A 26185-nucleotide genomic window follows, 5' to 3' on the forward strand; every position below is an offset into this window, starting at 1 on the left:
TTAGTATTGAATTTTTAAAAAGATAGGCAACTTTTCCGATCATGCCAAAAAAAAAGCCTTTCCGAGTTAGAAAGGCTTTTTATAATTTTAGTATTTTATTTTAAATGCTTTTTCCTTTGGATAGTATGCCGTATCTCCCAGCTCTTCTTCAATACGGAGTAATTGGTTGTATTTGGCCATGCGATCTGAACGCGATGCGGAACCCGTCTTTATCTGACCGGTATTTAAGGCCACCGCCAGATCTGCTATGGTATTATCTTCCGTTTCCCCGGATCGGTGGGACATAACAGAAGTATATCCTGCATTTTTTGCCATATTTACCGCTGCTATGGTCTCGGTCAAAGTCCCGATCTGGTTTACTTTGATCAATATGGAATTGGCAATTCCCTTCTCGATTCCGGTAGCCAGTCTCTCTACATTGGTCACAAATAGATCGTCACCTACTAGTTGTACTTTATCTCCGACTTTATCGGTCAAGGCCTTCCATCCATCCCAATCATTTTCATCCATACCGTCCTCAATTGAAATGATCGGATATTTCTCGGTCAAATCGGCTAAATACTGAGCTTGCTCCTCTGATGTTCTAACAACACCTTTATCTCCTTCAAATTTGGTATAATCGTACTTACCATCTACATAAAATTCGGCAGAGGCACAATCCAAAGCGATCATTACATCATCGCCCAGTTTATAGCCCGCTTTTTTAACCGCTTTTGCTATGGTATCCAATGCATCTTCCGTACCTCCGGCCAGATTAGGGGCAAAACCGCCCTCATCGCCAACGGCCGTACTCAACCCTCTGTCATGGAGCACTTTCTTAAGGTTATGAAAGATTTCCGTTCCCATTTGCATAGCATGGGGAAAGTTTTTGGCCTTTACGGGCATGACCATGAATTCCTGAAACGCTATAGGAGCATCGGAATGCGATCCACCATTAATGATATTCATCATTGGAACGGGAAGTGTGTTGGCACTTACCCCGCCCACATATTTAAAAAGGGACTGGCCCAATTCATTAGCGGCCGCTTTAGCCACTGCCAAGGAAACACCTAAAATGGCATTGGCCCCCAATTTTGATTTGTTGGGAGTTCCATCCAAATCAATCATGGCCTGGTCCACAAGGTTTTGATCAAAAACGGACATTCCGAAAATCTCGTCCGCAATAATCGTATTTACATTTTTCACCGCATTGGAAACACCTTTCCCCATAAACGTATTCCCACCATCGCGTAATTCCACGGCTTCATGTTCCCCGGTAGAAGCTCCCGATGGTACGGCAGCCCTTCCCATAACACCATTTTCCGTTACTACATCTACTTCAACCGTTGGATTTCCTCTTGAATCCAAAATTTGCCTTGCATGCACGCTTCCTATGATACTCATGTGTTTTCTTTCTTTAGTACGTTGATTTTTATGAACCGCAAATATACGAAACCCCCTTGGAGCGAATCATTTATGCACCGTATTTCCAAGGAAAATAACGATTATTTAAACTTCTGCCGTTTGTTTTGCCGTTTTCTCAATTAATCTAAAAAAATCATCGAAAAGGTAATCCGCATCATGAGGTCCAGGGCTTGCTTCAGGGTGGTATTGTACTGAAAAGACATCTTTGTTTTTCATTCTGATTCCCGCTACCGTATCGTCATTTAGATGTACGTGGGTTATCTCCAAATCGGGATTGGCTTCCGCTTCTTCCCGATTAACGGCAAAACCATGGTTCTGGGAAGTGATTTCGCCCCTTCCTGTTGCCAAATTTAAAATCGGGTGGTTAATTCCCCTATGCCCGTTATGCATTTTATAGGTAGATACCCCATTGGCCAAGGCAATGACCTGATGACCTAAACAAATCCCGAACAAAGGCTTATCCGTTTTGATTATTTCCCCGGCAGCGGCAATAGCATCGGTAAGGGGTTCGGGGTCGCCCGGACCATTGGATATAAAATAAGCATCCGGATTCCACTTGGACATTTCTTCAAATGTAGTATTATAGGGAAATACCTTAATATAGGCATCCCGTTTGGCAAGATTCCTTAGAATGTTCTTTTTTATCCCAATATCCAAAGCGGATATTTTATAAGTCGCATTTTCATTGCCGTAGTAATAGGGTTCTTGGGTGGAAACTTTCGAAGAAAGTTCCAAGCCTTCCATACTTGGTACAGCTGCCAATTGCTTTTTTAAATTATCAACATCATCAATATCGGTAGAAATAACAGCGTTCATAGCACCATTATCACGAATGTAACTTACCAAGGCCCTGGTATCCACATCTGAAATGGCAAAAAGATTGTTTGCGTTCAGAAATTCTTCCAGACCGGTATCGGCCAGAGGTCGAGAATATTCATAGCTAAAATTTCTACATATCAACCCGGAAATCTTAACGGATTCCGATTCTATTTCTTCTTTATTCGTACCATAATTACCTATATGGGCATTGGTCGTGACCATTAACTGACCAAAATAGGAAGGATCCGTAAAAATCTCCTGATACCCTGTCATTCCGGTATTAAAACATACTTCGCCAAAGGCCGTCCCTTCTTTGTTCCCAACAGATTTACCATAAAAAATGGTTCCATCGGCCAATAATAACAATGCCCTCCTCTTAGATTGATATTTCATACTGTTGTATATATACTATTATTCGATTAACAAAAAAACATAAAAAAAGGATAAGCTTTTAGGCTTATCCTTTTATAATTATCACTATTTATCGACATTTTATTCTTCAGAATCATCTGCCTTAACTTCTGCATCCGTTTGTGCTTCAACCTTTGGTTCCGCAACCGCCGCCACGGGAGCTTCAGTTTTGGCTCCGCTACCTCTTCTACTTCTTCTTGTAGATTTCTTTTTGGGCTTGCCGACATTGTAAAGTTCGTTGAAATCCACCAACTCTATCATTGCCATATCGGCATTATCGCCCAAACGATTTCCCAATTTGATGATTCTGGTATAACCACCGGGCCTATCGGCAACTTTCTCGGATACTACACTGAACAGTTCTGTAACAGCATATTTGTCCCTAAGGTTCTTGAAAACGATACGCCTGTTATGGGTGCCCTTTTCCGCTGTTTTATTGTTCTCCGCTTTTGATTTCGTAATCAATGGTTCCACAAATTGCTTTAAGGCCTTTGCCTTGGCAACCGTAGTATTGATTCTTTTGTGCTCTATTAAGGAACAGGCCATATTGGCCAACATAGCTTTTCTATGGGCGGCCTTTCTTCCTAAATGATTGACTTTTTTACCGTGTCTCATGCTCTTATTTTATCATCTTGCTACCAAATCCCGATTGCCGTCGGGAGAGCAAAATATGATTGTTTAATCTTTATCTAATTTATATTTGGACAGATCCATGCCAAAGCTCAACCCTTTGTTGATAACAAGTTCCTCAAGCTCCGTTAATGATTTTTTACCAAAGTTCCTGAATTTCATTAAATCGTTCTTGTTGAAAGAAACCAAGTCCCCTAGGGTATCCACTTCCGCAGCTTTCAAACAATTCAATGCACGAACGGACAAATCCATATCTACCAACTTGGTTTTCAACAATTGTCTCATATGCAGGGATTCTTCGTCATAAGTCTCTGTCTGTGCAATCTCATCCGCTTCTAAAGTGATGCGCTCATCGGAGAACAACATAAAGTGATGGATCAATACTTTGGCCGCTTCCGTTAATGCATCCTTGGGGTGAATAGAACCGTCCGTTGTAATTTCAAATACCAATTTTTCATAATCGGTCTTTTGTTCCACACGAAAGTTCTCTATGCTATATTTTACATTCTTTACCGGAGTAAAGATAGAATCCACAGCTACGGTTCCCAGTGGTGCTCCTGATTTCTTATTCTCCTCGGCAGGTACATATCCACGACCTTTATCAATGGTAATTTCCATATTGATACTCACTTTGGCATCCATATTGCAAATCACCAAATCAGGATTTAAAACCTGATAACCGGAAATAAATTTTTGAAAATCTCCAGCGGTCAATTGATCTTTACCGCTAACGGAGATAGAAACCACCTCTACTTCGGAATCTTCGATCTGCTTTTTAAACCGAACTTGTTTCAAGTTCAGGATAATCTCGGTTACGTCCTCTACAACACCAGGTATCACGGAGAATTCGTGTTCTACTTTATCAATCCTTACGGATGTAATGGCATGCCCTTCCAATGAAGAAAGCAATACCCTTCTTAATGCATTCCCGACCGTTAATCCATAACCAGGTTCCAAAGGACGAAATTCGAATTTCCCTTCGAAATCTGAAGAATCGATCATTATTACTTTATCGGGTTTCTGAAAATTAAATAATGCCATGTGGATCGGTGTGTTTATTTAGAGTATAACTCGACGATTAATTGTTCTTTGATGTTTTCCGGAATCTGAAGTCTTTCAGGGACCGAAACAAAGGTTCCTTCTTTCTTCTCGCTGTTCCAGGTAATCCACTCGTAAACGGAATTGCTAGCGGAAAGAGAATCCTGAATACTCTGTAAAGATTTCGATTTTTCCCTAACACCAACAATATCTCCTGCTTTTAGGCTATAGGATGGAATGTTTACCAATTCCCCATTTACCGTAATATGCCTGTGGGATACCAATTGTCTTGCACCGCTTCTTGTTGGTGAAATTCCCATTCTATAAACTACGTTATCCAAACGCGATTCACATAATTGCAACAATACCTCACCGGTAACACCTTCTTTTCTTTTTGCCGTGGCAAATAGGTTTCTAAATTGTTTTTCTAGAATCCCATAAGTGTATTTTGCTTTTTGCTTCTCCATCAACTGAACGGAATATTCAGACTTTTTTCCTCTACGTCTGTTATTTCCGTGTTGTCCTGGAGGATAATTTTTCTTTTCAAAAGACTTGTCGTCCCCGAAAATCGCTTCTCCGAATTTTCTAGCGATTTTTGATTTTGGTCCTGTATATCTTGCCATTTTCTTTTAGTTTGAAAGTGAGATTATGAATTAAGGCTTATCCTTCGATAATCGTAACTACACTTTCCGTGAAATATATTAATACTGATTAAACTCTTCTTCTTTTAGGAGGCCTACAACCGTTATGCGGCATTGGGGTAACATCTATGATCTCCGTTACCTCGATCCCCGAGTTGTGTATGGAACGTATTGCGGATTCCCTTCCGTTCCCCGGTCCTTTTACATATACCTTTACTTTTCTAAGACCTGCTTCATGAGCTACTTTGGAACAATCCTCAGCAGCTACCTGAGCAGCATAAGGAGTATTTTTCTTGGAACCCCTAAATCCTAATTTACCTGCGGAAGACCAAGAGATTACATCCCCTTTTTTATTGGTAAGGGAAATGATGATATTATTGAATGAAGCCGTTACATGCGCTTCTCCAATAGCATCAACTACAACTTTACGTTTCTTGGTTACCTTAGTATTTGCCTTTGCCATACCTAATTATTATTTCGTAGCTTTCTTCTTGTTAGCAACTGTTTTACGCTTTCCTTTTCTGGTCCTAGAGTTGTTCTTGGTCCTCTGGCCTCTCAACGGCAACCCAGATCTGTGGCGGATACCCCTATAGCATCCAATATCCATCAATCGCTTAATGTTCAATTGGGTCTCGGAACGTAATTCCCCTTCGATCGTATAGCTGGAAACCGCTTCCCTGATACGTCCAATTTCATCGTCGTTCCAATCAGAAACCTTGGTATCTTCACTTACTTGCGCTTTTTCCAAAATTTCTTTTGCCCTACTTTTTCCAATTCCAAAAATATAGGTCAAGGCTATCACGCCTCTTTTTTGTTTTGGTATATCAATACCTGCAATTCTTGCCATAATTACCCTTGTCTTTGTTTAAATCTAGGATTCTTTTTGTTGATTACGTACAACCTGCCCTTTCTGCGAACAATCTTGCAGTCGGCACTTCTTTTCTTTATTGATGCTCTAACCTTCATCTTAGTATCTATATGTAATTCTTGCCTTAGTCAAATCGTAAGGACTCATTTCTAATTTCACTTTATCCCCTGGAAGCAATTTGATATAATGCATTCTCATTTTTCCAGAAATATGGGCGGTAACTACATGACCGTTTTCCAATTCTACACGAAACATTGCATTGGACAACGCTTCTATGATAGACCCATCTTGTTCTATTGCCGCTTGCTTTGCCATAATTTATGCTACTTTTCTGTTTTTACCCGTTTTCATAAGACCATCATAATGCCTGTTCAACAGGTATGAATTTACTTGTTGAACAGTATCTATGGCCACACCCACCATAATCAATAATGATGTACCGCCATAAAACAATGCCCAACCCTGCTGCACATCCAATAACTTGACAACGATTGCCGGTAACACGGCCAATAAAGCCAAGAATACCGATCCGGGCAATGTAATCAAGGACATGATCTTATCCAAGAAATCCCCGGTTTCCTTACCGGGCCTGATGCCTGGAATAAATCCACCGCTTCTTTTTAAATCATCCGCCATCTTGTTCGTAGGAACGGTAATGGCCGTATAAAAATAGGTGAATATGATAATCAACAGCGCAAAAAGTATATTATAGGCCCAACCGAATATATCTGCAAATTGTACTTGCATCCACTGGCCAAAAGCCGTATCGTCAAAAGCCTGCCCGATCAATCCCGGTACGAACATAATTGCCTGGGCAAAGATGATAGGCATAACACCGGATGCGTTCAATTTTAATGGAATATATTGTCTAGACCCCATTACGTTTTTCTCATATCCTCCAGATGCCGTTCTTCGGGCATATTGAACCGGAATCTGACGTGTGGCCATGACCAATAACACACTGGCCAGGATTACGAGGAACCAGATAATAACCTCGATCAAAATGAACATTAGACCACCGTTATTGTCCGTGGTCCTTGAAATGAATTCCTGAACAAAAGATTGTGGCATGGTGGCTATAATACCGATCATGATCAAAAGGGAAATACCGTTACCGATACCTTTGTCCGTAATCTTTTCGCCTAACCACATGGCAAAGACACATCCTGTAACCAAAATAATCACCGCCGGCACCATAAAATCAAGTCCTTTTCCTAAAACAAAAGCACTATCCCTAACTCCAAATGCCTCCAACCCATATAAATAGGCCGGTGCCTGAACGATACATATTCCAATGGTCAACCACCTGGTAATCTGATTGATAGTCTTACGACCGCTTTCCCCTTCCTTTTGAAGCTTTTGAAGATAAGGTATGGCAATACCCATTAATTGCACAACAATAGATGCGGAAATATAGGGCATGATACCCAATGCAAATACGGAAGCATTGGCGAACGCCCCTCCTGTAAATGCATTTAAAAGACCAAAAATACCCTGATCTGTACCATCTACCAATCCACCCAATTGTGTGGAATCAATACCCGGAAGAACAATTTGGCAACCAAATCTATACACCAATAAAAGACCTAAAGTAATACCTATTCTATTCCTTAGTTCCTCTATCTTCCAAATATTGGATATTGTATCAATAAAATTCTTCATGCGCTCGTTTATGCTTATAAATTTATGGCCTCACCACCAGCACCCTCAATAGCAGCTTTGGCCGTAGCCGTAAATTTATGTACGGAAACCTTTAAGGAAGCCTTTAATTCGCCACCTCCTAGGATTTTCACTAAATCATTCTTTTTAACAAGTCTGTTCTCAATAAGGGTATCCAAGGTTACGGTATTCTTAACCGCTTTTTTATCTACCAGCTCTTGCAACTTGTCCAAATTGATTCCTTTATATTCTTTACGGTTGATATTGGTAAAACCAAATTTGGGAACACGTCTTTGCAATGGCATCTGTCCACCTTCAAAACCAATTTTCTTAGAATATCCCGATCTGGATTTAGCACCTTTATGACCTCTTGCGGCAGTACCTCCCTTACCAGAACCCTGTCCCCGTCCAAGACGTTTACCACTTCTGTTTACCGAACCTTCTGCGGGTTGTAGATTACTTAAATTCATCAATTCCTATATTTAAGCTTCCTCAACGGAAACCAAATGTTTAACTTTATTTATCATTCCAAGGATATTAGGTGTCGAATCATGTTCAACTACTTGACCTATCCTTTTTAAACCAAGAGCCTCTAAAGTCCTTTTTTGATTCTGAGGTTTTTTTATACTACTCTTAACCTTTGTTACCTTAATCTTTGCCATTTTATTTGGTATTTAGTAATCTGTATTTAAGTAATTAGTATAAATCAGTAAACAAAAATAAACTACTTAATACTATATACCTTGTACTTTATACTTTCTAATTATCCTTTAAATACTTTCTCCAAAGAAACTCCTCTTTGCTGCGCTATTGTTTTAGCATCCCTCAACTGCAACAAAGCATCAAAAGTAGCCTTGACCACGTTATGTGGATTGGATGAACCCTGGGACTTTGACAATACATCATGAACTCCCACAGATTCCAATACCGCCCTAACGGCACCTCCGGCAATAACACCCGTACCATGTGAAGCAGGCTGCACGTATACCCTGGCACCACCATATTTTCCTTTTTGCTCATGAGGTAACGTACCTTTGTTCAAAGGAATACGGATCAGGTTCTTCTTTCCGTCCTCAATGGCCTTTGCAATCGCAGTTGCCACTTCTTTGGATTTTCCGAGCCCATGACCAACAACACCGTTCTCATCCCCAACTACAACTATGGCGGAAAATCCGAAGGCCCTACCTCCTTTAGTAACTTTGGTCACACGTTGAACACCGACCAATCTATCTTTTAATTCTAAACCTCCCGGCTTAACAGTTTCTACGTTTTTGTATTTCTGAAACATACTATTATTTTAGAATTTTAATCCTGCTTCCCTTGCCCCTTCAGCCAAAGATTTAACTCTTCCGTGGTATAAATTTCCACCTCTGTCAAAAGCTACCTTCTCAAAACCTGCCGCTTTGGATTTTTCCGCAATAGCCTTTCCGACAAGGGTCGCTATTTCGGATTTACTTCCTTTTGCGGAGGCAATATCCTTATCCCTAGAAGAAGCTGCAGCCAAGGTTATCCCCTTTTCATCATTGATAATCTGGGCATAGATTTCACTATTGCTCCTGAAAACGGATAATCTTGGTCTTTCCGCCGTTCCGAAGGAAACCTTACGAATCCTTCTTCGTATCCTATACTTTCTTTGCGTCTTTGATAATCCCATAATGCTGTTATTAAGCTGACTTACCAGCTTTTCTTCTTAATTGTTCACCTACAAATTTGACACCTTTTCCTTTGTACGGTTCAGGTTTTCTAAAAGATCTGATTTTTGCCGCTACCTGCCCCACCAATTGCTTGTCATGGGATGTAAGCTTTACGATCGGGTTTTTTCCTTTCTCGGAAATTGTTTCGATCTTTACTTCAGGGGCCAAATTCATCACAATATTATGGGAAAAACCTAATGCCAAATCCAATTTTTGTCCCTGATTGCTGGCACGATAACCTACACCGACCAATTCCAGTTCTTTGGTCCATCCTTTGGAAACCCCTTCCATCATATTATCGACCAAAGACCTATAAAGACCATGTTTTGATTTGTGTTCTTTAGAATCCGAAGGCCTGGCCACCAAAATCTGTCCGTCCTCGTTCTTAATTTCTACACCGGAAAATTCCTGGGTCAATTCACCCAACTTACCCTTAACGGTAATGATATTTTCCTTTATTTCAACCGTAACTCCCTCTGGAATCGCTACCGGATTATTTCCTATTCTAGACATTTTCTAAAACTTTATTCTATTAGTATACGTAGCAAAGAACTTCACCACCAACATTTTCAGCCTTGGCTTGCTTACTTGTCATAACGCCATGGGATGTTGAAACAATTGCTATTCCCAATCCGTTCAAAACCCTAGGTAAATCTTTACTGGGAGCATACTTTCTAAGACCAGGCTTGCTAATACGTTGTATTTTCCTGATTACAGGTTCCTTAGTGGCCTTATTATATTTTAAGGCGATCTTGATAGTACCTTGAACCTTGTCATCTTCGAACTTATAGCTCAAAATATATCCTTGGTCGAAAAGTATCTTGGTCATTTCCTTTTTCACATTGGATGCAGGAATTTCAACTACCCTGTGACCCGCTCTGCTCGCATTTCTAACTCTTGTTAGATAATCTGCTATAGTATCTGTTACCATTTCTATTTATTTTGGTGACGGTTTTTAGCACCATTGCTAAACCTGAAACCAGTTTATTCTTTCTTTTATATTACCAACTGGCCTTTTTCACTCCTGGAATCAATCCTTTGTTTGCCATTTCCCTGAACATTACCCTAGAAATCCCAAAAGTCCTCATATATCCTTTTGGTCTTCCGGTAAGCTTACACCTGTTATGCATACGCACGGGTGAAGCATTCTTAGGCAATTTCTGTAGTGCTTCAAAATCTCCGGCTTCTTTCAGAGCTTTACGTTTTTCAGCGTATTTAGCTACGGTCTTCGCCCTTTTTCTTTCACGGGCCTTCATTGATTCTTTAGCCATACTAGTTCTTTTTAAAAGGTAATCCTAATTCCGTTAATAATGATTTTGCTTCCTTGTCCGTACCGGCAGAGGTAACAAAAGTGATATCCATTCCGTTAATCCTATTGATTTTATCAATATTTATTTCTGGAAATATAATCTGTTCGGTAACACCAAGGCTATAATTTCCCCTACCATCGAATCCGGTAGCCTTTATCCCTTGAAAATCCCTTACTCGAGGAAGTGCAGTTGTTACCAATCTATCCAAAAACTCGTACATACGTTCACCTCGCAAGGTAACTTTTGCACCGATCGGCATACCTTTTCTTAATTTAAAGGCGGCAACATCTTTCTTGGATACGGTCGCTACAGCTTTCTGACCTGTAATCATGGTCATTTCATCCACTGCATGGTCGATCAATTTCTTATCGGCAACAGCGGCACCTACACCCCTGCTCAAAACTATCTTCTCCAACTTGGGAACCTGCATTACATTTTTGTAACTGAACTCCTCCGTTAATGCGGACACAACACGTTCCTTATATTCTTTCTTTAATCTTGCAACGTAAGCCATAACTAAATTACTTCATTGGATTTCTTGGAAAATCTTACTTTTTTACCATCTCTCACCTCATAGCCCACCCTGGTAGCATCTCCAGATTTGGGATCGATCAACGAAAGGTTCGAAACATGTATCAATGCCTCTTTTTTAACAATACCTCCTTGAGGGTTTTTTGCGCTTGGCTTCTCATGTTTTGAAACCATGTTCACTCCCTCTACGATAGCTTTGTTCTTTTCAAGATTTACAAGCATTACCTTACCTTCAGATCCCTTATGGTCTCCGGCGACAACCCTTACCGTATCTCCTGTTTTTATCTTTAATTTTCTCATTGCATTATACATATTAAAGCACCTCGGGGGCCAATGATACAATTTTCATAAACTGCTTGTCCCTAAGCTCTCTAGCTACAGGTCCAAATACACGGGTACCTCTCATTTCTCCGGTCGGATTCAATAAAACGCACGCATTATCATCAAACCTTATATAAGAACCGTCGGGTCTTCTTACTTCTTTTTTGGTACGGACCACAACCGCTGTGGATACCGCTCCTTTTTTAATACCTCCATTGGGCGTAGCCTCCTTAACGGTAACCACAATCTTATCCCCAATAGAAGCATACCTTCTTTTAGTACCTCCAAGAACACGGATAGTCAACACTTCCTTTGCCCCGGTATTATCCGCTACCTTTAATCTAGATTCTTGCTGTAACATAACTTATTTAGCTCTTTCTAAGATTTCTACTAACCTCCAACATTTTGTTTTACTCATAGGGCGAGTCTCCATAATCTTTACCGTATCACCAATGTTACAGTCATTCTTTTCGTCATGAGCAACATACTTTTTTGTTTTCAAAACGAATTTACCGTACATAGGGTGCTTTACTCTCTTTACCTCCGATACAACAATGGATTTTTCCATTTTATCACTGGTAACAACCCCGATTCTTTCCTTTCTTAAGTTTCTTTTTTCCATAAAGCAGAACCAATTATTGGTTTTCCCTATTAGTTAATTCTGTAGCCAATCTTGCAACCGCTCTTCTCACCTTTCTGATTTGAAGTGGATTCTCCAACGGGGTTACAAAATGAGCCATTTTTAAATCTGCATGCTGTTTCTTATACTCCGCAAGTTTCTCCGTAAGTTCTTCAACAGACAATTCTTTAATTTCTTGTTTTTTCATGATTCCTTACGCTTAATTCTCAACTGAATAATCTCGTGCGACAATAAATTTTGTTCTAACCGGCAATTTTTGAGCTGCCAATCTAAGTGCTTCTTTAGCAACATCCATTGAAACACCGGCCACCTCGAATATAATCCTTCCCGGCTTCACTACAGCAACAAAATATTCCGGAGCCCCTTTACCTTTACCCATACGTACTTCCAAAGGCTTTTTGGTTATAGGCTTGTCCGGAAAAATCTTTATCCATAATTGACCTTCCCTTTTCATATATCTTGTCGCCGCAATACGGGCCGCTTCTATCTGACGGGATGTCAAAAAAGAAGCATCCATTGATTTTATACCGAACATACCATTAGAAAGCCTATGCCCTCTACCAGAATTGCCTTTCATACGGCCTTTCTGCATTTTTCGGAACTTTGTTCTTTTCGGTTGTAACATCTTTTACTTCTTTAAAAAATTACTTTCTACGACGGGGTTTTCTTCCTCCGTCCTGTTTTCCACCTTTATTGGACTGCCCTTTCTGCATTCCTACCAAAGGAGATAATTCTCTTTTACCATACACTTCACCCTTCATGATCCAAACTTTTATCCCCAGCTTACCATAGGTAGTTTGAGCTTCGTGCAAAGCATAATCTATATCCGCCCTAAAAGTGGACAATGGTATTCTTCCATCTTTATAAGATTCCGACCGGGCCATTTCAGCACCGTTCAAACGTCCGGAAATCTGTATCTTAATACCTTCGGCATTCATACGCATAGCAGCGGCTATAGCCATTTTTATAGCCCTCCTATAAGAAATCCTACTTTCTATCTGACGGGCAACACTGGCCGCAACAAGATTGGCATCTACCTCAGGTCGCTTTATCTCATAGATATTGATCTGAACCTCTTTGCTCGTAATCTTTTTAAGCTCTTCCTTCAACTTATCTACCTCCTGGCCACCTTTACCGATGATAATTCCGGGACGTGCCGTAGTAACGGTCACCGTAATCAGTTTTAAAGTACGCTCTATGATTACCCTGGACACACTTGCTTTTGAAAGCCTGGCATGGATATACTTTCTTATTTTATCGTCCTCAGCTAGTTTATCACCATAATCGTTTCCTCCGTACCAGTTGGATTCCCATCCCCTGATTATTCCTAGACGATTCCCTATTGGATTTGTTTTCTGTCCCATTCTAGCTTTCTATATTATTGTTAGACCCCAAGACCAATGTTACATGATTGGATCGTTTTCTTATTCTATGTGCCCTACCCTGGGGGGCAGGCCTTAATCTTTTCAGCATTGTACCACCATCAACCCTGATTTCCGCTACAACCAAGTCAGCATCTTCCAAACTTGCATCCTCATTTTTCGCCTGCCAGTTGGCCAGTGCCGAAAGCAACAGTTTTTCCAATTTTCTAGATGCCTCCTTAGGGTTGAACCTTAATATCGCCAAAGCTTTTTCAACTTTCTCCCCTCTGATCAAATCGGCGACCAATCTCATTTTTCTAGGAGAAGTAGGGCAATTGTTAAGTTTTGCAAAAGCGACTTTCTGTTTCTCCGCCTTAATTCTTTCGGCCATTTGTTTTTTACGAACTCCCATAGCTTACTTTTTACCTTTGTTTTTTGCACCTGCATGACCCCTAAAAGATCTTGTCGGTGAAAATTCTCCCAATTTATGTCCTACCATGTTTTCCGTAACGAAAACAGGTACGAATTGCCTACCGTTATGCACAGCAATCGTCAACCCCACAAAGTCCGGGGTTATCATAGAGGCTCTGGACCAAGTCTTGATAACGGACTTTTTACCAGAGGCAATATTTTGCTGAATCTTCTTCTCCAAACTGTAATGAACGTAAGGTCCTTTTTTTAGTGAACGTGCCATTTCTTTCTACTTTTTATTTCTTTCTACGTTCTATTATATACTTGTTGGTACTCTTTGTCTTGGAACGAGTCTTGTATCCTTTGGAAGGTATACCGTTTCTAGACCTTGGGTGACCTCCGGAAGCCCTACCTTCACCACCTCCCATTGGGTGATCCACAGGATTCATCGCCACAGGCCTTGTTCTAGGCCTTCTACCCAACCATCTACTTCTACCGGCCTTACCAGAAACCAGTAATTGGTGATCCGAATTGGAAACCGCACCAATAGTGGCCAAACATCCCGAAAGAATCAATCTCGTTTCTCCAGAAGGCATTTTCACGGTAACAAATTTCCCATCCTTTGCCATTAATTGCGCAAAAGTTCCGGCACTTCTGGCCATAACCGCCCCTTGTCCGGGACGCAATTCGATACACGAAATAATAGTTCCCAATGGAATTGCACTCAAAGGCAAGGCGTTACCAATTTCAGGAGCCGATTTGGCACCGGAAGAAACTTCCTGCCCCACCTGAAGGCCATTCTGGGCGATTACATATCTTTTCTCTTTATCGGAATATTCCAACAGAGCAATAAAAGCCGTTCTGTTCGGATCGTATTCTATAGATTTTACGGTTGCCGCAACATCTTGCTTATCCCTTTTAAAATCGATTACACGATACCTTCTTTTATGACCACCACCCTTTTGGCGAATGGTCATCTTTCCCTGACTGTTTCTTCCTCCAGACTTTTTTAACGGAGCAAGCAAGCTTTTCTCCGGCTTATCAGCAGTAATCGCATCAAATCCGTTTACTACTCTAAAACGCTGTCCAGGAGTGACTGGTTTTAATTTTCTAACTGACATTTTTCGTCTTTATAGATTACTGTAAAAATCGATAACATCACCTTCCACAACATCAACGATCGCTTTTTTAGTAGCATTTGTCTTACCGTGCTGCACACCGGTTTTTGTATATCTGGATTTTCTAGTAGGTCCGTAATTCATGGTCCTGACTTTCTTTACCGAAACACCATATGCAGCCTCTACCGCATCCTTGATCTGAATCTTATTGGCTTTCGGATCCACATAAAAACCATAACGGTTGTTCAACTCGCTTTCCGCGGTCATTTTTTCCGTAATGATTGGCTTTATCAACACACTCATGGTTCTACTATTTATTTAGGTTCGATTCAATTCCTTCCAACGAGCCTTCCGTAAACACAATGCTATTAGCATTTAGTATTTTGTAAGTACTTAATTCTGAGTTAGTTATAACGTCTGAACCCTTGAAATTACGCGAAGACAAATATACACCTTTATTCGAATCGCCCAACACTATTAAAGATTTTTTATTTTCCAGACCCAAAGACCTTAAAACCTGTACAAAATCTTTTGTTTTTGGCGTGTCAAAATCAAAGTCCTCCACTACCAAAATAGCTTTCTCTTTAGATTTTAAACTCAAGGCCGATTTTCTTGCCAAACGCTTGAGTCCTTTATTCAATTTTTGGGTATAATCTTTTGGTCTTGGGCCAAAAATTCTACCACCACCTCTAAAAATAGGCGATTTTATACTACCGGCCCTGGCCGTACCCGTACCTTTTTGTTTTTTGATTTTTCTGGTACTTCCCGCAATTTCCCCACGCTCTTTTGATTTGTGGGTACCTTGTCTTTGATGTGCCAAATATTGCTTAACATCCAAATAGACCGCATGGTTATTCGGCTCTATAGCGAAAACGCCGTCAGAAAGGTCTGCCTTCCTACCCGTGTCTTTTCCTTTGATATCTAAAACTGCTACCTTCATTACTTTTCAATAGTTACGTAAGCGTTCTTATGACCAGGAACACACCCTTTTACGACGATAAGGTTTTTCTCTGGAACTATTTTCAATACTCTTAGGTTCTGAACGGTAACGCGTTCCCCGCCCATTCTACCTGCCATTTTCATACCTTTAAAAACTCTTGCAGGATATGATGCGGCACCTATTGAACCCGGAGCTCTAAGACGATTATGCTGACCATGGGTAGACTGTCCCACTCCACCAAAACCATGTCTTTTTACAACACCCTGGAATCCTTTTCCTTTTGATGTCCCTACAACATCAACAAATTCGCCTTCTTTAAAAACGTCAACACCTACAGTGTCTCCTAATTTAAACGTTCCTTCAAAATCTTGAAATTCAACGACTTTTTTCATAGGAGAAGTACCTGCCTTTTTAAAATGACCGATCTCGGCCTTATTGGCACGCTTTTCTGCCTTGTCATCGAAACCAAGCTGAAGGGCACTATACCCGTCTACCTCTTCGGTTCTGACTTGGGTAACTACACATGGGCCAGCTTCGATAACGGTACAGGGAATATTTTTCCCGTTCTCGTCAAAAATACTGGTCATGCCTACTTTTTTTCCTATTAACCCAGACATACGTATTTATATTAATTAAAATTTATTTAAACTCTTTTCAAAAAAATAGGGTCAAAAATAATTTAACCCTTAAATTATTCTTTCTCCGTTTTTCCCTTGCACGCAGCTCGGGACATGTTTATTCAATCAATGATCTTCCCTTGATCGATCAAAAGAAAATCAGGCTCTATACTCATTAAACCTTGATCTCTACCTCAACACCACTAGGAAGCTCCAATTTCATAAGAGCGTCTATGGTCTTTGATGAAGAGCTGTAAATATCCAACAATCGCTTATACGAACTTAATTGAAATTGCTCACGGGATTTTTTGTTCACGTGAGGGGAACGCAAGACCGTAAATATCTTTTTATTTGTTGGCAAAGGAATCGGACCCGTTACAACAGCTCCTGTAGTCTTTACCGTCTTTACGATTTTTTCAGCGGATTTATCCACTAAGTTGTGATCGTAAGATTTCAGTTTTATCCTTATTTTCTGACTCATTTTTAAACTATTAAGCTGTTACTCCTTTAGCTGCCTTGATTACCTCTTCCGATATATTGGAAGGTGTTTCGGCATAATGTGAAAATTCCATGGTAGATGTTGCACGACCTGATGACAATGTTCTAAGTGACGTAACATAACCGAACATTTCGGATAACGGAACTTCACCTTTTATAACCTTGGCACCTGCCCTATCGCTCATATTGGAAATTGTTCCCCTTCTACGATTCAAATCCCCAACGATATCACCCATATTCTCCTCAGGGGTCAAAACTTCGATCTTCATAATCGGTTCCATCAATACGGCACGTGCAGCTTTTGCAGCAGCCTTATATCCTAATTTGGCGGCCAATTCAAAAGATAAGGAATCAGAATCCACAGGATGGAAAGATCCATCTTTAAGAGTAATCTTCATGCTATCCATTTCAAATCCGGCCAAAGGACCGTTCTTCATAGCTTCCTTAAAGCCTTTTTCAACAGCAGGAACATATTCTTTTGGAACGTTACCTCCTTTTATCTCGTTAACAAACTCCAATCCTTGCTCATCTCCTTCTACCGGCTCCATCACAAAGACGATATCCGCAAATTTACCACGACCACCGGATTGTTTCTTGTACACTTCCCTGTGATCCGCTTTTTGAGTCAAGGCTTCCTTATACTCAACCTGAGGCTGCCCTTGGTTAACCTCCACCTTAAACTCCCTTCGTAAACGATCAACGATGATATCCAAGTGAAGTTCACCCATACCCGATATAATGGTCTGGCCGGAAGCTTCATCTGTTTTGACCTGGAACGTTGGATCTTCCTCGGCCAATTTAGCCAAAGACATCCCCAATTTATCCACATCGGCCTTTGTTTTGGGTTCAACCGCTATACCGATTACGGGATCAGGAAAATCCATACTTTCCAATATAATCGGATGTTTCTCATCGGACATGGTATCCCCGGTCTTAATATCCTTAAAACCAACGGCAGCACCTATATCCCCAGCTTCTATATAGTCAATGGCATTCTGCTTATTGGAATGCATCTGATAGATACGCGATATACGTTCTTTCTTACCGGAACGATTGTTCAATATATAGGAACCTGCATCCAAACGTCCTGAATATGTTCTAAAGAATGCCAATCTTCCCACAAAAGGATCCGTGGCAATCTTAAACGCCAAAGCTGAAAACGGTTCTTTAACATCCGGTTTTCTTTCGATTTCATTACCTGTATTGGGATCCGTACCCACAATGGCATCTTTGTCCGTTGGGGAAGGCAAATACCTACACACCGCATCCAACAGAAACTGAACTCCTTTGTTCTTGAAGGAAGAACCACAGACCATTGGAATAATGGCCCTATCCATAACGGCCGCCCTTAACGCAGCATGGACCTCATCTTCCGTAATAGAATCCTCATCTTCAAAAAACTTCTCCATCAATGCCTCATCATATTCCGCAACAGCTTCTATCAAGGCAGCTCTATACTCCTTAACCTCGGCCTTCATTTCTTCCGGAATATCGATTACGTCAAAAGTGGAACCAAAATTGTCATCATGCCATACGATCGCCCTGTTTTTTGCCAAATCAACGATTCCCTTAAAATCGGCCTCTTCACCAATAGGCAAAACAATGGGCACGGCATTGGAACCCAACATTTCTTTAACCTGCTTGCACACATTAAGGAAATTAGATCCCTGACGATCCATTTTGTTCACAAAACCTATTCTCGGAACCTTATAATTATCCGCAAGCCTCCAGTTTGTTTCGGATTGTGGCTCCACACCATCTACCGCACTGAACAAGAAGACTAACCCGTCCAACACCCGCAAAGATCGGTTCACCTCTACGGTAAAGTCAACGTGTCCGGGAGTATCTATTATATTAAAGTGATATCCTTTCGCATCGGCGGTCGGCTTGCCATTTTCAGTTGGAAAATGCCATTCACAAGTCGTTGCAGCGGAGGTAATGGTAATACCCCTCTCCTGTTCCTGCTCCATCCAGTCCATAGTGGCCGCACCATCATGCACTTCACCTATTTTATGACTGACCCCGGTATAAAAAAGAATACGCTCGGTAGTTGTCGTCTTTCCGGCATCAATATGGGCAGCAATACCTATATTTCTTGTATATTTTAAATCTCTTGCCATTTCTGTTCTAGAATCTAAAGTGGGAAAATGCTTTATTTGCTTCGGCCATTTTATGGGTATCGACTCTTTTCTTGACCGCTGCACCTTCTTCCTTGGCGGCAGCTAAAATCTCCGCAGCCAGTTTTTGCGACATCCCCTTCTCATTTCTTTTACGCGCATAGCTGATCAACCATTTCATGGCCGTGGAAATTTTTCTATCCGGTCTTATTTGCATCGGAATCTGAAACGTTGCTCCACCAACCCTTCTACTCCTCACTTCTACGTGCGGCATTACATTGCTCAATGCATCTTTCCACAATTCCAAAGCCGTTTTTTCCTCGTCCGTCTTTTTGGCATCCACAATATCGATAGCATCATAGAATACACTAAATGCTACGGATTTTTTACCATCCCACATCATCATATTAACAAACCTTGTTACCAATTGGTCATTAAACCGCGGATCTGGTAAAAGTGGTCTTTTCTTTGCCTGTCTTTTTCTCATTGCTTCTCTTTAAAAAGTTTAATTACTTCTTAGGTCTTTTTGCACCGTATTTAGATCTACGTTGTGTTCTTCCGGCCACCCCAGCGGTGTCCAATGCCCCACGAACGATGTGATATCTAACTCCTGGCAAATCCTTTACCCTTCCGCCCCTTACTAATACTATCGAGTGCTCTTGTAAATTATGTCCTTCACCGGGAATGTAAGCGTTCACCTCTTTACCATTGGTCAACCTCACCCTGGCAACTTTACGCATTGCAGAGTTAGGTTTTTTTGGCGTAGTGGTATAAACACGCGTACAGACACCCCTTCTTTGAGGACAGGAATCCAAAGCAGCCGATTTACTCTTCTTAGTAATCGTGGACCTTCCTATTCGTACTAATTGTGAAATTGTTGGCATACTATATTATATATGTATAAAATAACCCCCTATTTAAGGGTCGGCAAATGTAGTAATATTTCATAATAATTCAAACCCCCATGTATTTATTTTTGAACTTTATTTCAAATGGTTATAAAATCTTTTATGGATCTGTCATCTTTATAAGAATAATTACCTCCTTTCCTCATCTCATAGAAGTATGGAAAACACAAATCCTATCGCCCATATATTTATGTATTCCGAAAATACATATGAAGCCTTCCAAATGAAGGAATTTCTTGAAACGGAACCTTTGGAGGAGCCGTACGGATCAAAATAATTACTACATACGGATACATCGTTAGATTATCAAGGGGTTTTCCTATTTTTGCCGCATGCAGAAAACCCATCAGATATACGGAATCAGAGCAATTATTGAAGCCATCGACTCCAATGAGGAAATAGACAAAGTCTTTGTACAAAGAGGCCTTAAGGGGGATTTGATGCGGGAATTGGAACATCTGTTACGTAAAAATGAAATAAATACGGTTTATGTACCTATAGAGAAACTGAACCGGTTGACCAAGAACAACCATCAGGGGGCCGTGGCCAATATCTCTCCCATTCGGTTCCACTCTTTGGAGGAATTCATGGGCATTATTGAAAGGAAGGAAGGTTCCGCCCTTATCCTTCTCTTGGATCAATTATCCGATGTACGTAATTTTGGCGCTATTATCCGTACAGCAGAGTGTACGGGCGTAGATGGTATTATCGTTCAGAAAAAAGGTGCTGCACCGGTAACACCGGACGCCATCAAAACTTCGGCCGGGGCTGCCTTTAAGGTTCCCATAATCAAGGTAGACCATCTAAAAGATGCCGTGTTTTATCTTCAGGCTTCGGGAATAAAAGTTGTTTCGGCAACGGAGAAAACCAATAATTCCGTTTATGATGTTTCATTTAAAGAGGATACCGCAATTATTATGGGTGCCGAAGATCGGGGCATCTCCCCTTCAATTTTAAAAGCTTCCGATCAACTTGCCAAACTTCCCTTATTAGGCGAAATTGGTTCGTTGAACGTGTCCGTGGCATGCGGTGTGTTTTTATATGAGGCCGTTAGGCAACGGTTGAATGACTGATTCAATTTATAAGATCATCAGTATCTTTATTACTTCTATAAAAATAATTCACCTTAATATTCTCAAAATCCTCTTTTTCCTCTTCTATCGTTCCAACAAAATTCCCGTCCTCATCAAAGTGTTTTAAAAAAGGATCTTCTTCCGCTTTAAAATCCTCTTTTTCCCATTCAAATTTTTTGGGAGCGGGCAATTGGGCCTTTAGAAGGAACGCCAATACCAAACCAGTTAAAAAACCTCCTAAATGTCCTTCCCAAGATATGCCCTCTTTTACCGGAAAAATATACCATAATAGACTTCCATAAACAAAAACCACGACCAACGATAATGCTATTAATCTATAGTATTTGGTAAAAACCCCCTTAAAAAAGGTAAAACTGGCCAATACGTAGATAAGCCCGCTGGCCCCGATATGATAAGATGACCTCCCAATGCCCCATGTAACGATTCCTGAAAGTACTATTCCCCATAGGACGACCTTCCAAGCGACATTGCGATAAAAATAAAACAAGGCAGCAAGAAGAACGGCCAACGGAATGGTATTGTTATAAAGATGTTCCAGGGACCCATGGATAAACGGACTCAAAACAATTCCCCTCAACCCCGAAAACGTTCTTGGCAATACCCCAAAACGATTCAAATTGACCCCCATTGCCAATTCCGCCCAATACACGCTCCAAATAAGCAGAACAAAGAAAATAGGCACTAGTAAAACATTATTGGAATATCTAAAATTTTGATTATCGGACATAGCACTAAAATTAAGGGGAATACATCAATTTTCCAGCCATAACCCCAAATTCTGTTAAATTGTCATTTAAAATAATTCCGGGAATAAAAATCATATGGACATCTTTCTTCCATTGAGTATGAACCAACTTTATTTTACTTTTACCAAATGAACGAACCGTTGGCGGAAAGGGTACGCCCCAAAACACTGGAAGACTATATTAGCCAAAACCACTTGGTAGGTGAAAAAGGCTCCCTAACGCATCAGATCAAAAAGGGGGTCATTCCTTCCTTGATTCTTTGGGGGCCTCCGGGAACGGGGAAAACCACCCTTGCCCATATTATTGCGGAAGAAAGTCAACGTCCGTTCTATGTGTTGAGTGCCATTAACAGCGGTGTAAAAGATATAAGGGAGGTCATTGAGAAGGCAAAACAATCCGGGGGACTGTTCACTTCTAAAAATCCCATTTTATTTATTGACGAGATACACCGGTTTAGCAAATCCCAACAAGATTCTCTCTTAGCGGCCGTTGAAAAGGGTTGGGTCACCCTGGTGGGTGCAACCACGGAAAACCCTAGCTTTGAGGTTATTCCCGCATTATTATCACGATGTCAGGTCTATATCCTCAACGCTTTTGACAAAAAAGACCTAGAGGTGCTTTTAATAAGGGCCATGGAAAAAGATACCTGGCTCCGATCCAAAAAAATAACCCTTGAAGAGACGGAAGCACTTTTGCGATTATCCGGGGGAGACGGTAGAAAGCTATTGAATATATTCGAGTTGGTGATCAATTCAGAAAACACCGATACAATTACCGTTACGGATAAACTGGTCCTTGACAAAGTGCAAAGGAACACTGTTCTGTACGATAAGACGGGAGAGCAGCATTATGATATAGTATCTGCGTTCATTAAATCTATCCGAGGTAGCGATCCCAATGCGGCGGTCTATTGGTTGGCCAGAATGATAGAAGGGGGCGAGGACGTAAAATTCATCGCCCGTAGAATGCTCATTTCGGCCTCCGAGGATATCGGATTGGCGAATCCTACGGCCCTGGTCATTGCCAACAGCACTTTTCAGGCGGTGTCCACCATCGGGTATCCGGAAGCACGAATTATATTGAGCCAATGTGCCGTTTATTTGGCAACCTCGCCAAAAAGCAATACCAGTTATCTGGCCATAAAGAAGGCACAACAAACGGTACGGGAAACGGGAGATCTATCCGTTCCCCTTTCTTTACGGAATGCCCCGACAAAATTGATGAAAGACCTAGGGTATGGTGAGGATTATAAATATGCCCACGATTTTACCGATAACTTTGTGGCCGCGGAATTTCTCCCCGATGAGGTATCGGGTATGTCCTTTTACGTTCCCGGAAACAATCAACGAGAAAATGCGCTAAGGGAGTTTTTAAAAAATCGTTGGAAAGAAAAATATGATTTTTAGAACTTGATATTCAATTCTTCCTGAATCAATTTATTGCCCTCATAATATTCAAACACCCATTTTCCCTCTTTTTTATGGACTATTCCGTTTTTTCCTTCCGCCTGTGCCATGTAAACATTATCAGTAGAGCTTTTTAATAGCTTCATCTTTACTTTGGGTGAACTGTCTACCAATTGAAAACCATTGGAAAGTGATTGGGCATACCAAATATCATTGGGATCCGGTTTATGTATCTTTAACTTTTTCAATTCGTTATTTTTTCCCTTTTTGATATCGGAGGCAATAGGTTGCCTGTCTTCATATAATTGCTCCGTTTCCGTCGCTTTTTGAACAACGGCCGTATTTGTATTTTTTGAAACCTCACTGACATCACTCCGGTTAGCTTGCGGTTTTTTATCATCCAGTTTTTTTACATCGTTTTTAAAACTTATGGTAATCGGTTCGGAGGCTTCCGTTTTTTCCTTGTACTCATAGTTCAAATTGTTAAAAGAACCCATAGCTTCTCGCAATGCCTCGGAATAGGCCTCTTTATATGCTTTTATTTTGCTTTTGCCTTCCCGGGTAGAAAATACGGCATTCCCGCTACAATCCTTTAATGTTACGATTACCCCGGTCCTGAACAAACGCGACTTGTCCTCTAATGATGTCATAAGTCCCAGACATCTATTTTTGCGCAGATCATCGGGCAAGGCATCATCATAAACGGTCGAAAACCCTTTTTGGGTCAAAAGGTATTTTACCAAAGTACTGGTCTGATATTGGTTTTCTCTTTTAAAGCCGTCAAAATGTTTTGGTACAATAATGTACTTATATTCATTTAAATTAACCTGCCCTATGCCCATATAATTGAACAATACAAAAACGGATATTATTATAGTTTTCAAAATTCTAAATTTTTAGATTTCCTTATCTGAAATGAAAAAAGTGTGCCAAACAAAAATAAAAAGGGAAAAACAAGGCCCTACACCATCATTTCCTGCCCCAAGATATGATATTTAATCCTAATTGAAAAGATGCATAGTTACTGGCCGCTATGTTTTGGTAAGACAGTAAATTGTCCGCCATTAGATAGAAATTTACGGGGCCTGCCTGTAGATTCAATCCCAACCCGACATTCGTATAACTAAATTTGTCCGCGGTATAAGTCGCCTTTAATGCCAAAGAATTGCCCAATCTTCTTACATAAAAGGCCGTTATTGCCATTTGCGGTCCTCTGGGCCTATTGATAACATATAATTGCCCTCCTGCTGAATTTCTATAACGCAAGGCACGATCATTGCCTGAAGATACGGTAGGGGAACAATCACAGCTTTCGTCCAAATTCCCTATAGGTTTTCCAAAATCATGCCTAATGGAACCGTATAGTTTTGTGGGCCTAAAAGTAACATAACCTTTATTGGTAGTTGCAAAAGGAATCAATTCCTCGATATCATCTACCAAATCTTGCCAAAAATCCCTATTCAGATCGGCAAAATCTTCCAATACATTTATTTCTATTCCTTCTGTAGTTGCTTTTCCGTTAAGACTATAGGTGTACACGTCTCCACTGTGATATATAAACCCCAAGTCCAACAGGCTTCCCGTAAGGACGGTCCGTTCGTTCAAATGATAGGAAAAACCCAAATCCAGGCCAAGGCCCAAATCCCCGCCAAACAATGCTCTTTTAAGAACGCTATTTGCCACGTTGCCTTCATTTTCCGCATTTCTTATTTCGCCAAAACCGGAACTCCTTAGTTTGAGATCTGCATCCAGGGTAGTGGACAGAGGATTGTTCCGCCCCTCGGTATTCACCAAATAACCCTTATTTCGGGTGGTATTGTAATCCAAGATTCCGGCGTAAATTTTCCCTCTGGCCCCAAGGGTAAGCCCCCTCTTCATTTTTTTGTTCACACCAAAATGAATAACGTTCACCATACTGCCCCCGGCCTTTAAATCGCTTAGGTCAAACCTCCTGTCCAGTTGGTCGGCATTTCCTTCAAAAACCAAAAACGCATAGTCCCGGGGCCAATATGCAATATTATCAATTTCCAGATAGGAACCGAATGAATAAAAAACATTGGGGTCCTTACTACGAAAACCTCCGCTCAGCCATGTTATCTGAGTGTTCCAACTAAATTCATCCCTGGTCTTTAGCCCCTGTAACATCCGGTTACGGACTTTGTCATTGATGTCCAAACCGTCCGCCGCAAAAAGCTCATTGACCGCAATTCCGTTTGAACCACCATACCCCGAGATACCGGATATTATCGGAATTCCACTAAACCATTTAAAGTCCGTTTCCATTCCTGGATTGACCATCAAAGATTGTGGAACCTCCATAAAATCATAAAGAATCTGCTTGTTCTGCGCATGTACAAAACCAATGCCTATAAATACGCTGATAATGAACTCCCGAAAAAATCTCATTTTAAACGCAACGTAAATTTACCACTGGACCTTAGTATCAGGGCCGGATCGGGAAGGCCCGATGTACTGGTATTGTCTCCCTGGTTTCCAGCGCTTAGCCTTATCGTGGTCGTGTTCCTAAGGATATCGATATCTTTTCCTGCATTGCCATAGATCACTTCCCGCAACAGCACGGCAGCGGGAGCGGCGGTCATCTGAAAGAGCTCGGTATCCAGAACGGTATCGCCCGCATCTAAAAACTCGATCGTTATCTCTATATCCTTACTGGTCGTATTTTCCAATTCATACGTTATGGAACCTTCCAGGACCCTATCTGCAAAAAGGGCTTCTTCAAAAGCATCGAAGTTAAAATCCTGGGAAAAGAAGTTAATTCCATTGATCCGGTTGATCAAACTTTCCTGGGTCTTTATAAAAAAAATACTTGCTTCGTAAGTAGGGGTGATTTCCAAATCGTCATACTGATTGAAATCCAGGTCTTCCGAACACGAAACCATCAAACTAAAAACCGAAAAAAACAATAGTGTTTTAGATATATTGCTCATTTTATAATCGCTAAAACCAGAAGCGGATTTATGGCAAATCCGTTATAGTATTAGT

General features: G+C 40.8%; 40 protein-coding genes. 2 read left to right on the top strand and 38 right to left on the bottom strand.

The features are described from left to right. Positions 1 to 87 precede the first annotated feature (87 nt). From eno to rpsL, 34 genes are all read right to left on the bottom strand, one after another. Positions 88 to 1383, bottom strand: coding sequence for a phosphopyruvate hydratase (gene eno, locus ACKWB9_RS09765; protein WP_414002833.1), 1296 nt, complete (start codon positions 1381 to 1383; stop codon positions 88 to 90). A 105-nt stretch (positions 1384 to 1488) separates the two neighbouring features. Then, on the bottom strand, positions 1489 to 2616 hold the full coding sequence (gene carA, locus ACKWB9_RS09770) for a glutamine-hydrolyzing carbamoyl-phosphate synthase small subunit (RefSeq protein ID WP_414002834.1): 1128 nt from the start codon (positions 2614 to 2616) through the stop codon (positions 1489 to 1491). 99 nt (positions 2617 to 2715) lie between these two features. Further along, on the bottom strand, positions 2716 to 3249 hold the full coding sequence (gene rplQ / locus ACKWB9_RS09775; RefSeq protein WP_414002835.1) for a 50S ribosomal protein L17: 534 nt from the start codon (positions 3247 to 3249) through the stop codon (positions 2716 to 2718). 63 nt (positions 3250 to 3312) lie between these two features. Then, positions 3313 to 4305, bottom strand: a complete 993-nt coding sequence (locus ACKWB9_RS09780) for a DNA-directed RNA polymerase subunit alpha (RefSeq protein ID WP_414002836.1) — start codon at positions 4303 to 4305, stop codon at positions 3313 to 3315. A gap of 14 nt (positions 4306 to 4319) precedes the next feature. Then, entirely contained in the window at positions 4320 to 4925 is a 606-nt protein-coding gene (gene rpsD / locus ACKWB9_RS09785; RefSeq protein WP_414002837.1) for a 30S ribosomal protein S4, read from the bottom strand. A gap of 88 nt (positions 4926 to 5013) precedes the next feature. Further along, entirely contained in the window at positions 5014 to 5406 is a 393-nt protein-coding gene (gene rpsK / locus ACKWB9_RS09790) for a 30S ribosomal protein S11 (protein ID WP_414002838.1), read from the bottom strand. A 9-nt stretch (positions 5407 to 5415) separates the two neighbouring features. Continuing rightward, positions 5416 to 5790, bottom strand: a complete 375-nt coding sequence (gene rpsM, locus ACKWB9_RS09795) for a 30S ribosomal protein S13 (protein ID WP_120712460.1) — start codon at positions 5788 to 5790, stop codon at positions 5416 to 5418. A 2-nt stretch (positions 5791 to 5792) separates the two neighbouring features. Then, positions 5793 to 5909 (bottom strand): type B 50S ribosomal protein L36, encoded by a 117-nt coding sequence (gene ykgO, locus ACKWB9_RS09800; RefSeq protein ID WP_010519235.1) that lies wholly within the window; start codon positions 5907 to 5909, stop codon positions 5793 to 5795. A gap of 1 nt (position 5910) precedes the next feature. Then, positions 5911 to 6126, bottom strand: coding sequence for a translation initiation factor IF-1 (gene infA, locus ACKWB9_RS09805; RefSeq protein WP_013305172.1), 216 nt, complete (start codon positions 6124 to 6126; stop codon positions 5911 to 5913). A 3-nt stretch (positions 6127 to 6129) separates the two neighbouring features. Next, entirely contained in the window at positions 6130 to 7473 is a 1344-nt protein-coding gene (gene secY, locus ACKWB9_RS09810; RefSeq protein ID WP_414002839.1) for a preprotein translocase subunit SecY, read from the bottom strand. Positions 7474 to 7487: 14 nt separating this feature from the next. Then, positions 7488 to 7940: a 50S ribosomal protein L15 gene (rplO, locus tag ACKWB9_RS09815; protein WP_414002840.1), complete on the bottom strand. Its 453-nt coding sequence runs from the start codon at positions 7938 to 7940 to the stop codon at positions 7488 to 7490. 12 nt (positions 7941 to 7952) lie between these two features. Next, positions 7953 to 8132 (bottom strand): 50S ribosomal protein L30, encoded by a 180-nt coding sequence (gene rpmD, locus ACKWB9_RS09820; RefSeq protein WP_414002841.1) that lies wholly within the window; start codon positions 8130 to 8132, stop codon positions 7953 to 7955. Positions 8133 to 8233: 101 nt separating this feature from the next. After that, positions 8234 to 8758, bottom strand: coding sequence for a 30S ribosomal protein S5 (gene rpsE / locus ACKWB9_RS09825; protein WP_414002842.1), 525 nt, complete (start codon positions 8756 to 8758; stop codon positions 8234 to 8236). Positions 8759 to 8767: 9 nt separating this feature from the next. Further along, the gene (gene rplR / locus ACKWB9_RS09830; protein WP_414002843.1) at positions 8768 to 9124 is read right to left on the bottom strand and encodes a 50S ribosomal protein L18; all 357 of its coding nucleotides are present in this window, start codon (positions 9122 to 9124) and stop codon (positions 8768 to 8770) included. 10 nt (positions 9125 to 9134) lie between these two features. Then, positions 9135 to 9677 (bottom strand): 50S ribosomal protein L6, encoded by a 543-nt coding sequence (gene rplF, locus ACKWB9_RS09835; RefSeq protein WP_414002844.1) that lies wholly within the window; start codon positions 9675 to 9677, stop codon positions 9135 to 9137. A 19-nt stretch (positions 9678 to 9696) separates the two neighbouring features. Beyond that, entirely contained in the window at positions 9697 to 10095 is a 399-nt protein-coding gene (rpsH, locus tag ACKWB9_RS09840; RefSeq protein WP_414002845.1) for a 30S ribosomal protein S8, read from the bottom strand. A gap of 70 nt (positions 10096 to 10165) precedes the next feature. Further along, positions 10166 to 10435: a 30S ribosomal protein S14 gene (gene rpsN / locus ACKWB9_RS09845; protein ID WP_414002846.1), complete on the bottom strand. Its 270-nt coding sequence runs from the start codon at positions 10433 to 10435 to the stop codon at positions 10166 to 10168. A 1-nt stretch (position 10436) separates the two neighbouring features. Continuing rightward, on the bottom strand, positions 10437 to 10988 hold the full coding sequence (gene rplE, locus ACKWB9_RS09850) for a 50S ribosomal protein L5 (protein ID WP_414002847.1): 552 nt from the start codon (positions 10986 to 10988) through the stop codon (positions 10437 to 10439). 2 nt (positions 10989 to 10990) lie between these two features. Continuing rightward, positions 10991 to 11305, bottom strand: a complete 315-nt coding sequence (rplX, locus tag ACKWB9_RS09855) for a 50S ribosomal protein L24 (RefSeq protein WP_414002848.1) — start codon at positions 11303 to 11305, stop codon at positions 10991 to 10993. 13 nt (positions 11306 to 11318) lie between these two features. Continuing rightward, positions 11319 to 11687 (bottom strand): 50S ribosomal protein L14, encoded by a 369-nt coding sequence (gene rplN, locus ACKWB9_RS09860; protein ID WP_013993867.1) that lies wholly within the window; start codon positions 11685 to 11687, stop codon positions 11319 to 11321. Positions 11688 to 11690: 3 nt separating this feature from the next. Next, entirely contained in the window at positions 11691 to 11948 is a 258-nt protein-coding gene (rpsQ, locus tag ACKWB9_RS09865; RefSeq protein WP_094996003.1) for a 30S ribosomal protein S17, read from the bottom strand. 13 nt (positions 11949 to 11961) lie between these two features. Then, positions 11962 to 12153, bottom strand: coding sequence for a 50S ribosomal protein L29 (rpmC, locus tag ACKWB9_RS09870; RefSeq protein ID WP_414002849.1), 192 nt, complete (start codon positions 12151 to 12153; stop codon positions 11962 to 11964). Positions 12154 to 12165: 12 nt separating this feature from the next. After that, a complete protein-coding gene (rplP, locus tag ACKWB9_RS09875; protein WP_414002850.1) occupies positions 12166 to 12591 on the bottom strand; it encodes a 50S ribosomal protein L16 in 426 nt (141 codons plus the stop codon). 19 nt (positions 12592 to 12610) lie between these two features. Further along, positions 12611 to 13330, bottom strand: a complete 720-nt coding sequence (gene rpsC, locus ACKWB9_RS09880) for a 30S ribosomal protein S3 (RefSeq protein ID WP_414002851.1) — start codon at positions 13328 to 13330, stop codon at positions 12611 to 12613. A 1-nt stretch (position 13331) separates the two neighbouring features. Next, positions 13332 to 13739 carry a 50S ribosomal protein L22 gene (rplV, locus tag ACKWB9_RS09885; RefSeq protein ID WP_414002852.1) on the bottom strand — a complete coding sequence of 136 codons (408 nt, stop codon included), beginning with the start codon at positions 13737 to 13739 and terminating at the stop codon, positions 13332 to 13334. A gap of 3 nt (positions 13740 to 13742) precedes the next feature. Beyond that, positions 13743 to 14021: a 30S ribosomal protein S19 gene (gene rpsS / locus ACKWB9_RS09890; RefSeq protein WP_414002853.1), complete on the bottom strand. Its 279-nt coding sequence runs from the start codon at positions 14019 to 14021 to the stop codon at positions 13743 to 13745. A 13-nt stretch (positions 14022 to 14034) separates the two neighbouring features. Next, positions 14035 to 14859 (bottom strand): 50S ribosomal protein L2, encoded by an 825-nt coding sequence (gene rplB / locus ACKWB9_RS09895; RefSeq protein ID WP_414002854.1) that lies wholly within the window; start codon positions 14857 to 14859, stop codon positions 14035 to 14037. A 9-nt stretch (positions 14860 to 14868) separates the two neighbouring features. After that, positions 14869 to 15159: a 50S ribosomal protein L23 gene (gene rplW / locus ACKWB9_RS09900; RefSeq protein ID WP_414002855.1), complete on the bottom strand. Its 291-nt coding sequence runs from the start codon at positions 15157 to 15159 to the stop codon at positions 14869 to 14871. A 7-nt stretch (positions 15160 to 15166) separates the two neighbouring features. Continuing rightward, on the bottom strand, positions 15167 to 15796 hold the full coding sequence (gene rplD, locus ACKWB9_RS09905; protein WP_414002856.1) for a 50S ribosomal protein L4: 630 nt from the start codon (positions 15794 to 15796) through the stop codon (positions 15167 to 15169). Further along, positions 15796 to 16413, bottom strand: a complete 618-nt coding sequence (gene rplC, locus ACKWB9_RS09910) for a 50S ribosomal protein L3 (RefSeq protein ID WP_414002857.1) — start codon at positions 16411 to 16413, stop codon at positions 15796 to 15798. Before rplC ends, rplD begins: the two co-directional genes overlap by 1 nt. 175 nt (positions 16414 to 16588) lie before the next feature. Beyond that, positions 16589 to 16894, bottom strand: coding sequence for a 30S ribosomal protein S10 (rpsJ, locus tag ACKWB9_RS09915; protein WP_026915146.1), 306 nt, complete (start codon positions 16892 to 16894; stop codon positions 16589 to 16591). Between the two features lie 10 nt (positions 16895 to 16904). After that, complete coding sequence (gene fusA / locus ACKWB9_RS09920; protein WP_414002858.1) at positions 16905 to 19031, bottom strand: elongation factor G; 2127 nt, start codon at positions 19029 to 19031, stop codon at positions 16905 to 16907. A 7-nt stretch (positions 19032 to 19038) separates the two neighbouring features. Beyond that, the gene (gene rpsG / locus ACKWB9_RS09925) at positions 19039 to 19515 is read right to left on the bottom strand and encodes a 30S ribosomal protein S7 (RefSeq protein ID WP_414002859.1); all 477 of its coding nucleotides are present in this window, start codon (positions 19513 to 19515) and stop codon (positions 19039 to 19041) included. A 22-nt stretch (positions 19516 to 19537) separates the two neighbouring features. Beyond that, positions 19538 to 19912: a 30S ribosomal protein S12 gene (gene rpsL, locus ACKWB9_RS09930; RefSeq protein WP_413967456.1), complete on the bottom strand. Its 375-nt coding sequence runs from the start codon at positions 19910 to 19912 to the stop codon at positions 19538 to 19540. 356 nt (positions 19913 to 20268) lie between these two features. On the opposite strand from rpsL, the gene rlmB reads away from it, so the two are divergent. Beyond that, on the top strand, positions 20269 to 21009 hold the full coding sequence (rlmB, locus tag ACKWB9_RS09935; RefSeq protein WP_414002860.1) for a 23S rRNA (guanosine(2251)-2'-O)-methyltransferase RlmB: 741 nt from the start codon (positions 20269 to 20271) through the stop codon (positions 21007 to 21009). Between the two features lies 1 nt (position 21010). On the opposite strand, the gene ACKWB9_RS09940 is transcribed toward rlmB, so the two are convergent. Next, positions 21011 to 21757 (bottom strand): rhomboid family intramembrane serine protease, encoded by a 747-nt coding sequence (locus ACKWB9_RS09940; RefSeq protein WP_414002861.1) that lies wholly within the window; start codon positions 21755 to 21757, stop codon positions 21011 to 21013. 147 nt (positions 21758 to 21904) lie between these two features. On the opposite strand from ACKWB9_RS09940, the gene ACKWB9_RS09945 reads away from it, so the two are divergent. Continuing rightward, entirely contained in the window at positions 21905 to 23182 is a 1278-nt protein-coding gene (locus ACKWB9_RS09945) for a replication-associated recombination protein A (protein WP_414002862.1), read from the top strand. Here the strand turns inward: ACKWB9_RS09945 and ACKWB9_RS09950 are convergent. The 3 genes from ACKWB9_RS09950 to ACKWB9_RS09960 all read right to left on the bottom strand — a co-directional run bounded on the left by ACKWB9_RS09950 (position 23179) and on the right by ACKWB9_RS09960 (position 26130). After that, complete coding sequence (locus tag ACKWB9_RS09950) at positions 23179 to 24066, bottom strand: hypothetical protein (RefSeq protein WP_414002863.1); 888 nt, start codon at positions 24064 to 24066, stop codon at positions 23179 to 23181. The genes ACKWB9_RS09945 and ACKWB9_RS09950 overlap by 4 nt on opposite strands. Positions 24067 to 24151: 85 nt before the next feature. After that, entirely contained in the window at positions 24152 to 25588 is a 1437-nt protein-coding gene (locus ACKWB9_RS09955) for a DUF5723 family protein (RefSeq protein ID WP_414002864.1), read from the bottom strand. Beyond that, entirely contained in the window at positions 25585 to 26130 is a 546-nt protein-coding gene (locus ACKWB9_RS09960) for a hypothetical protein (RefSeq protein WP_414002865.1), read from the bottom strand. Before ACKWB9_RS09960 ends, ACKWB9_RS09955 begins: the two co-directional genes overlap by 4 nt. Positions 26131 to 26185 lie beyond the last annotated feature (55 nt).

Origin of the sequence: Maribacter spongiae (assembly GCF_047345125.1) — a bacterium.
In the GTDB taxonomy this organism is placed as follows: domain Bacteria; phylum Bacteroidota; class Bacteroidia; order Flavobacteriales; family Flavobacteriaceae; genus Maribacter.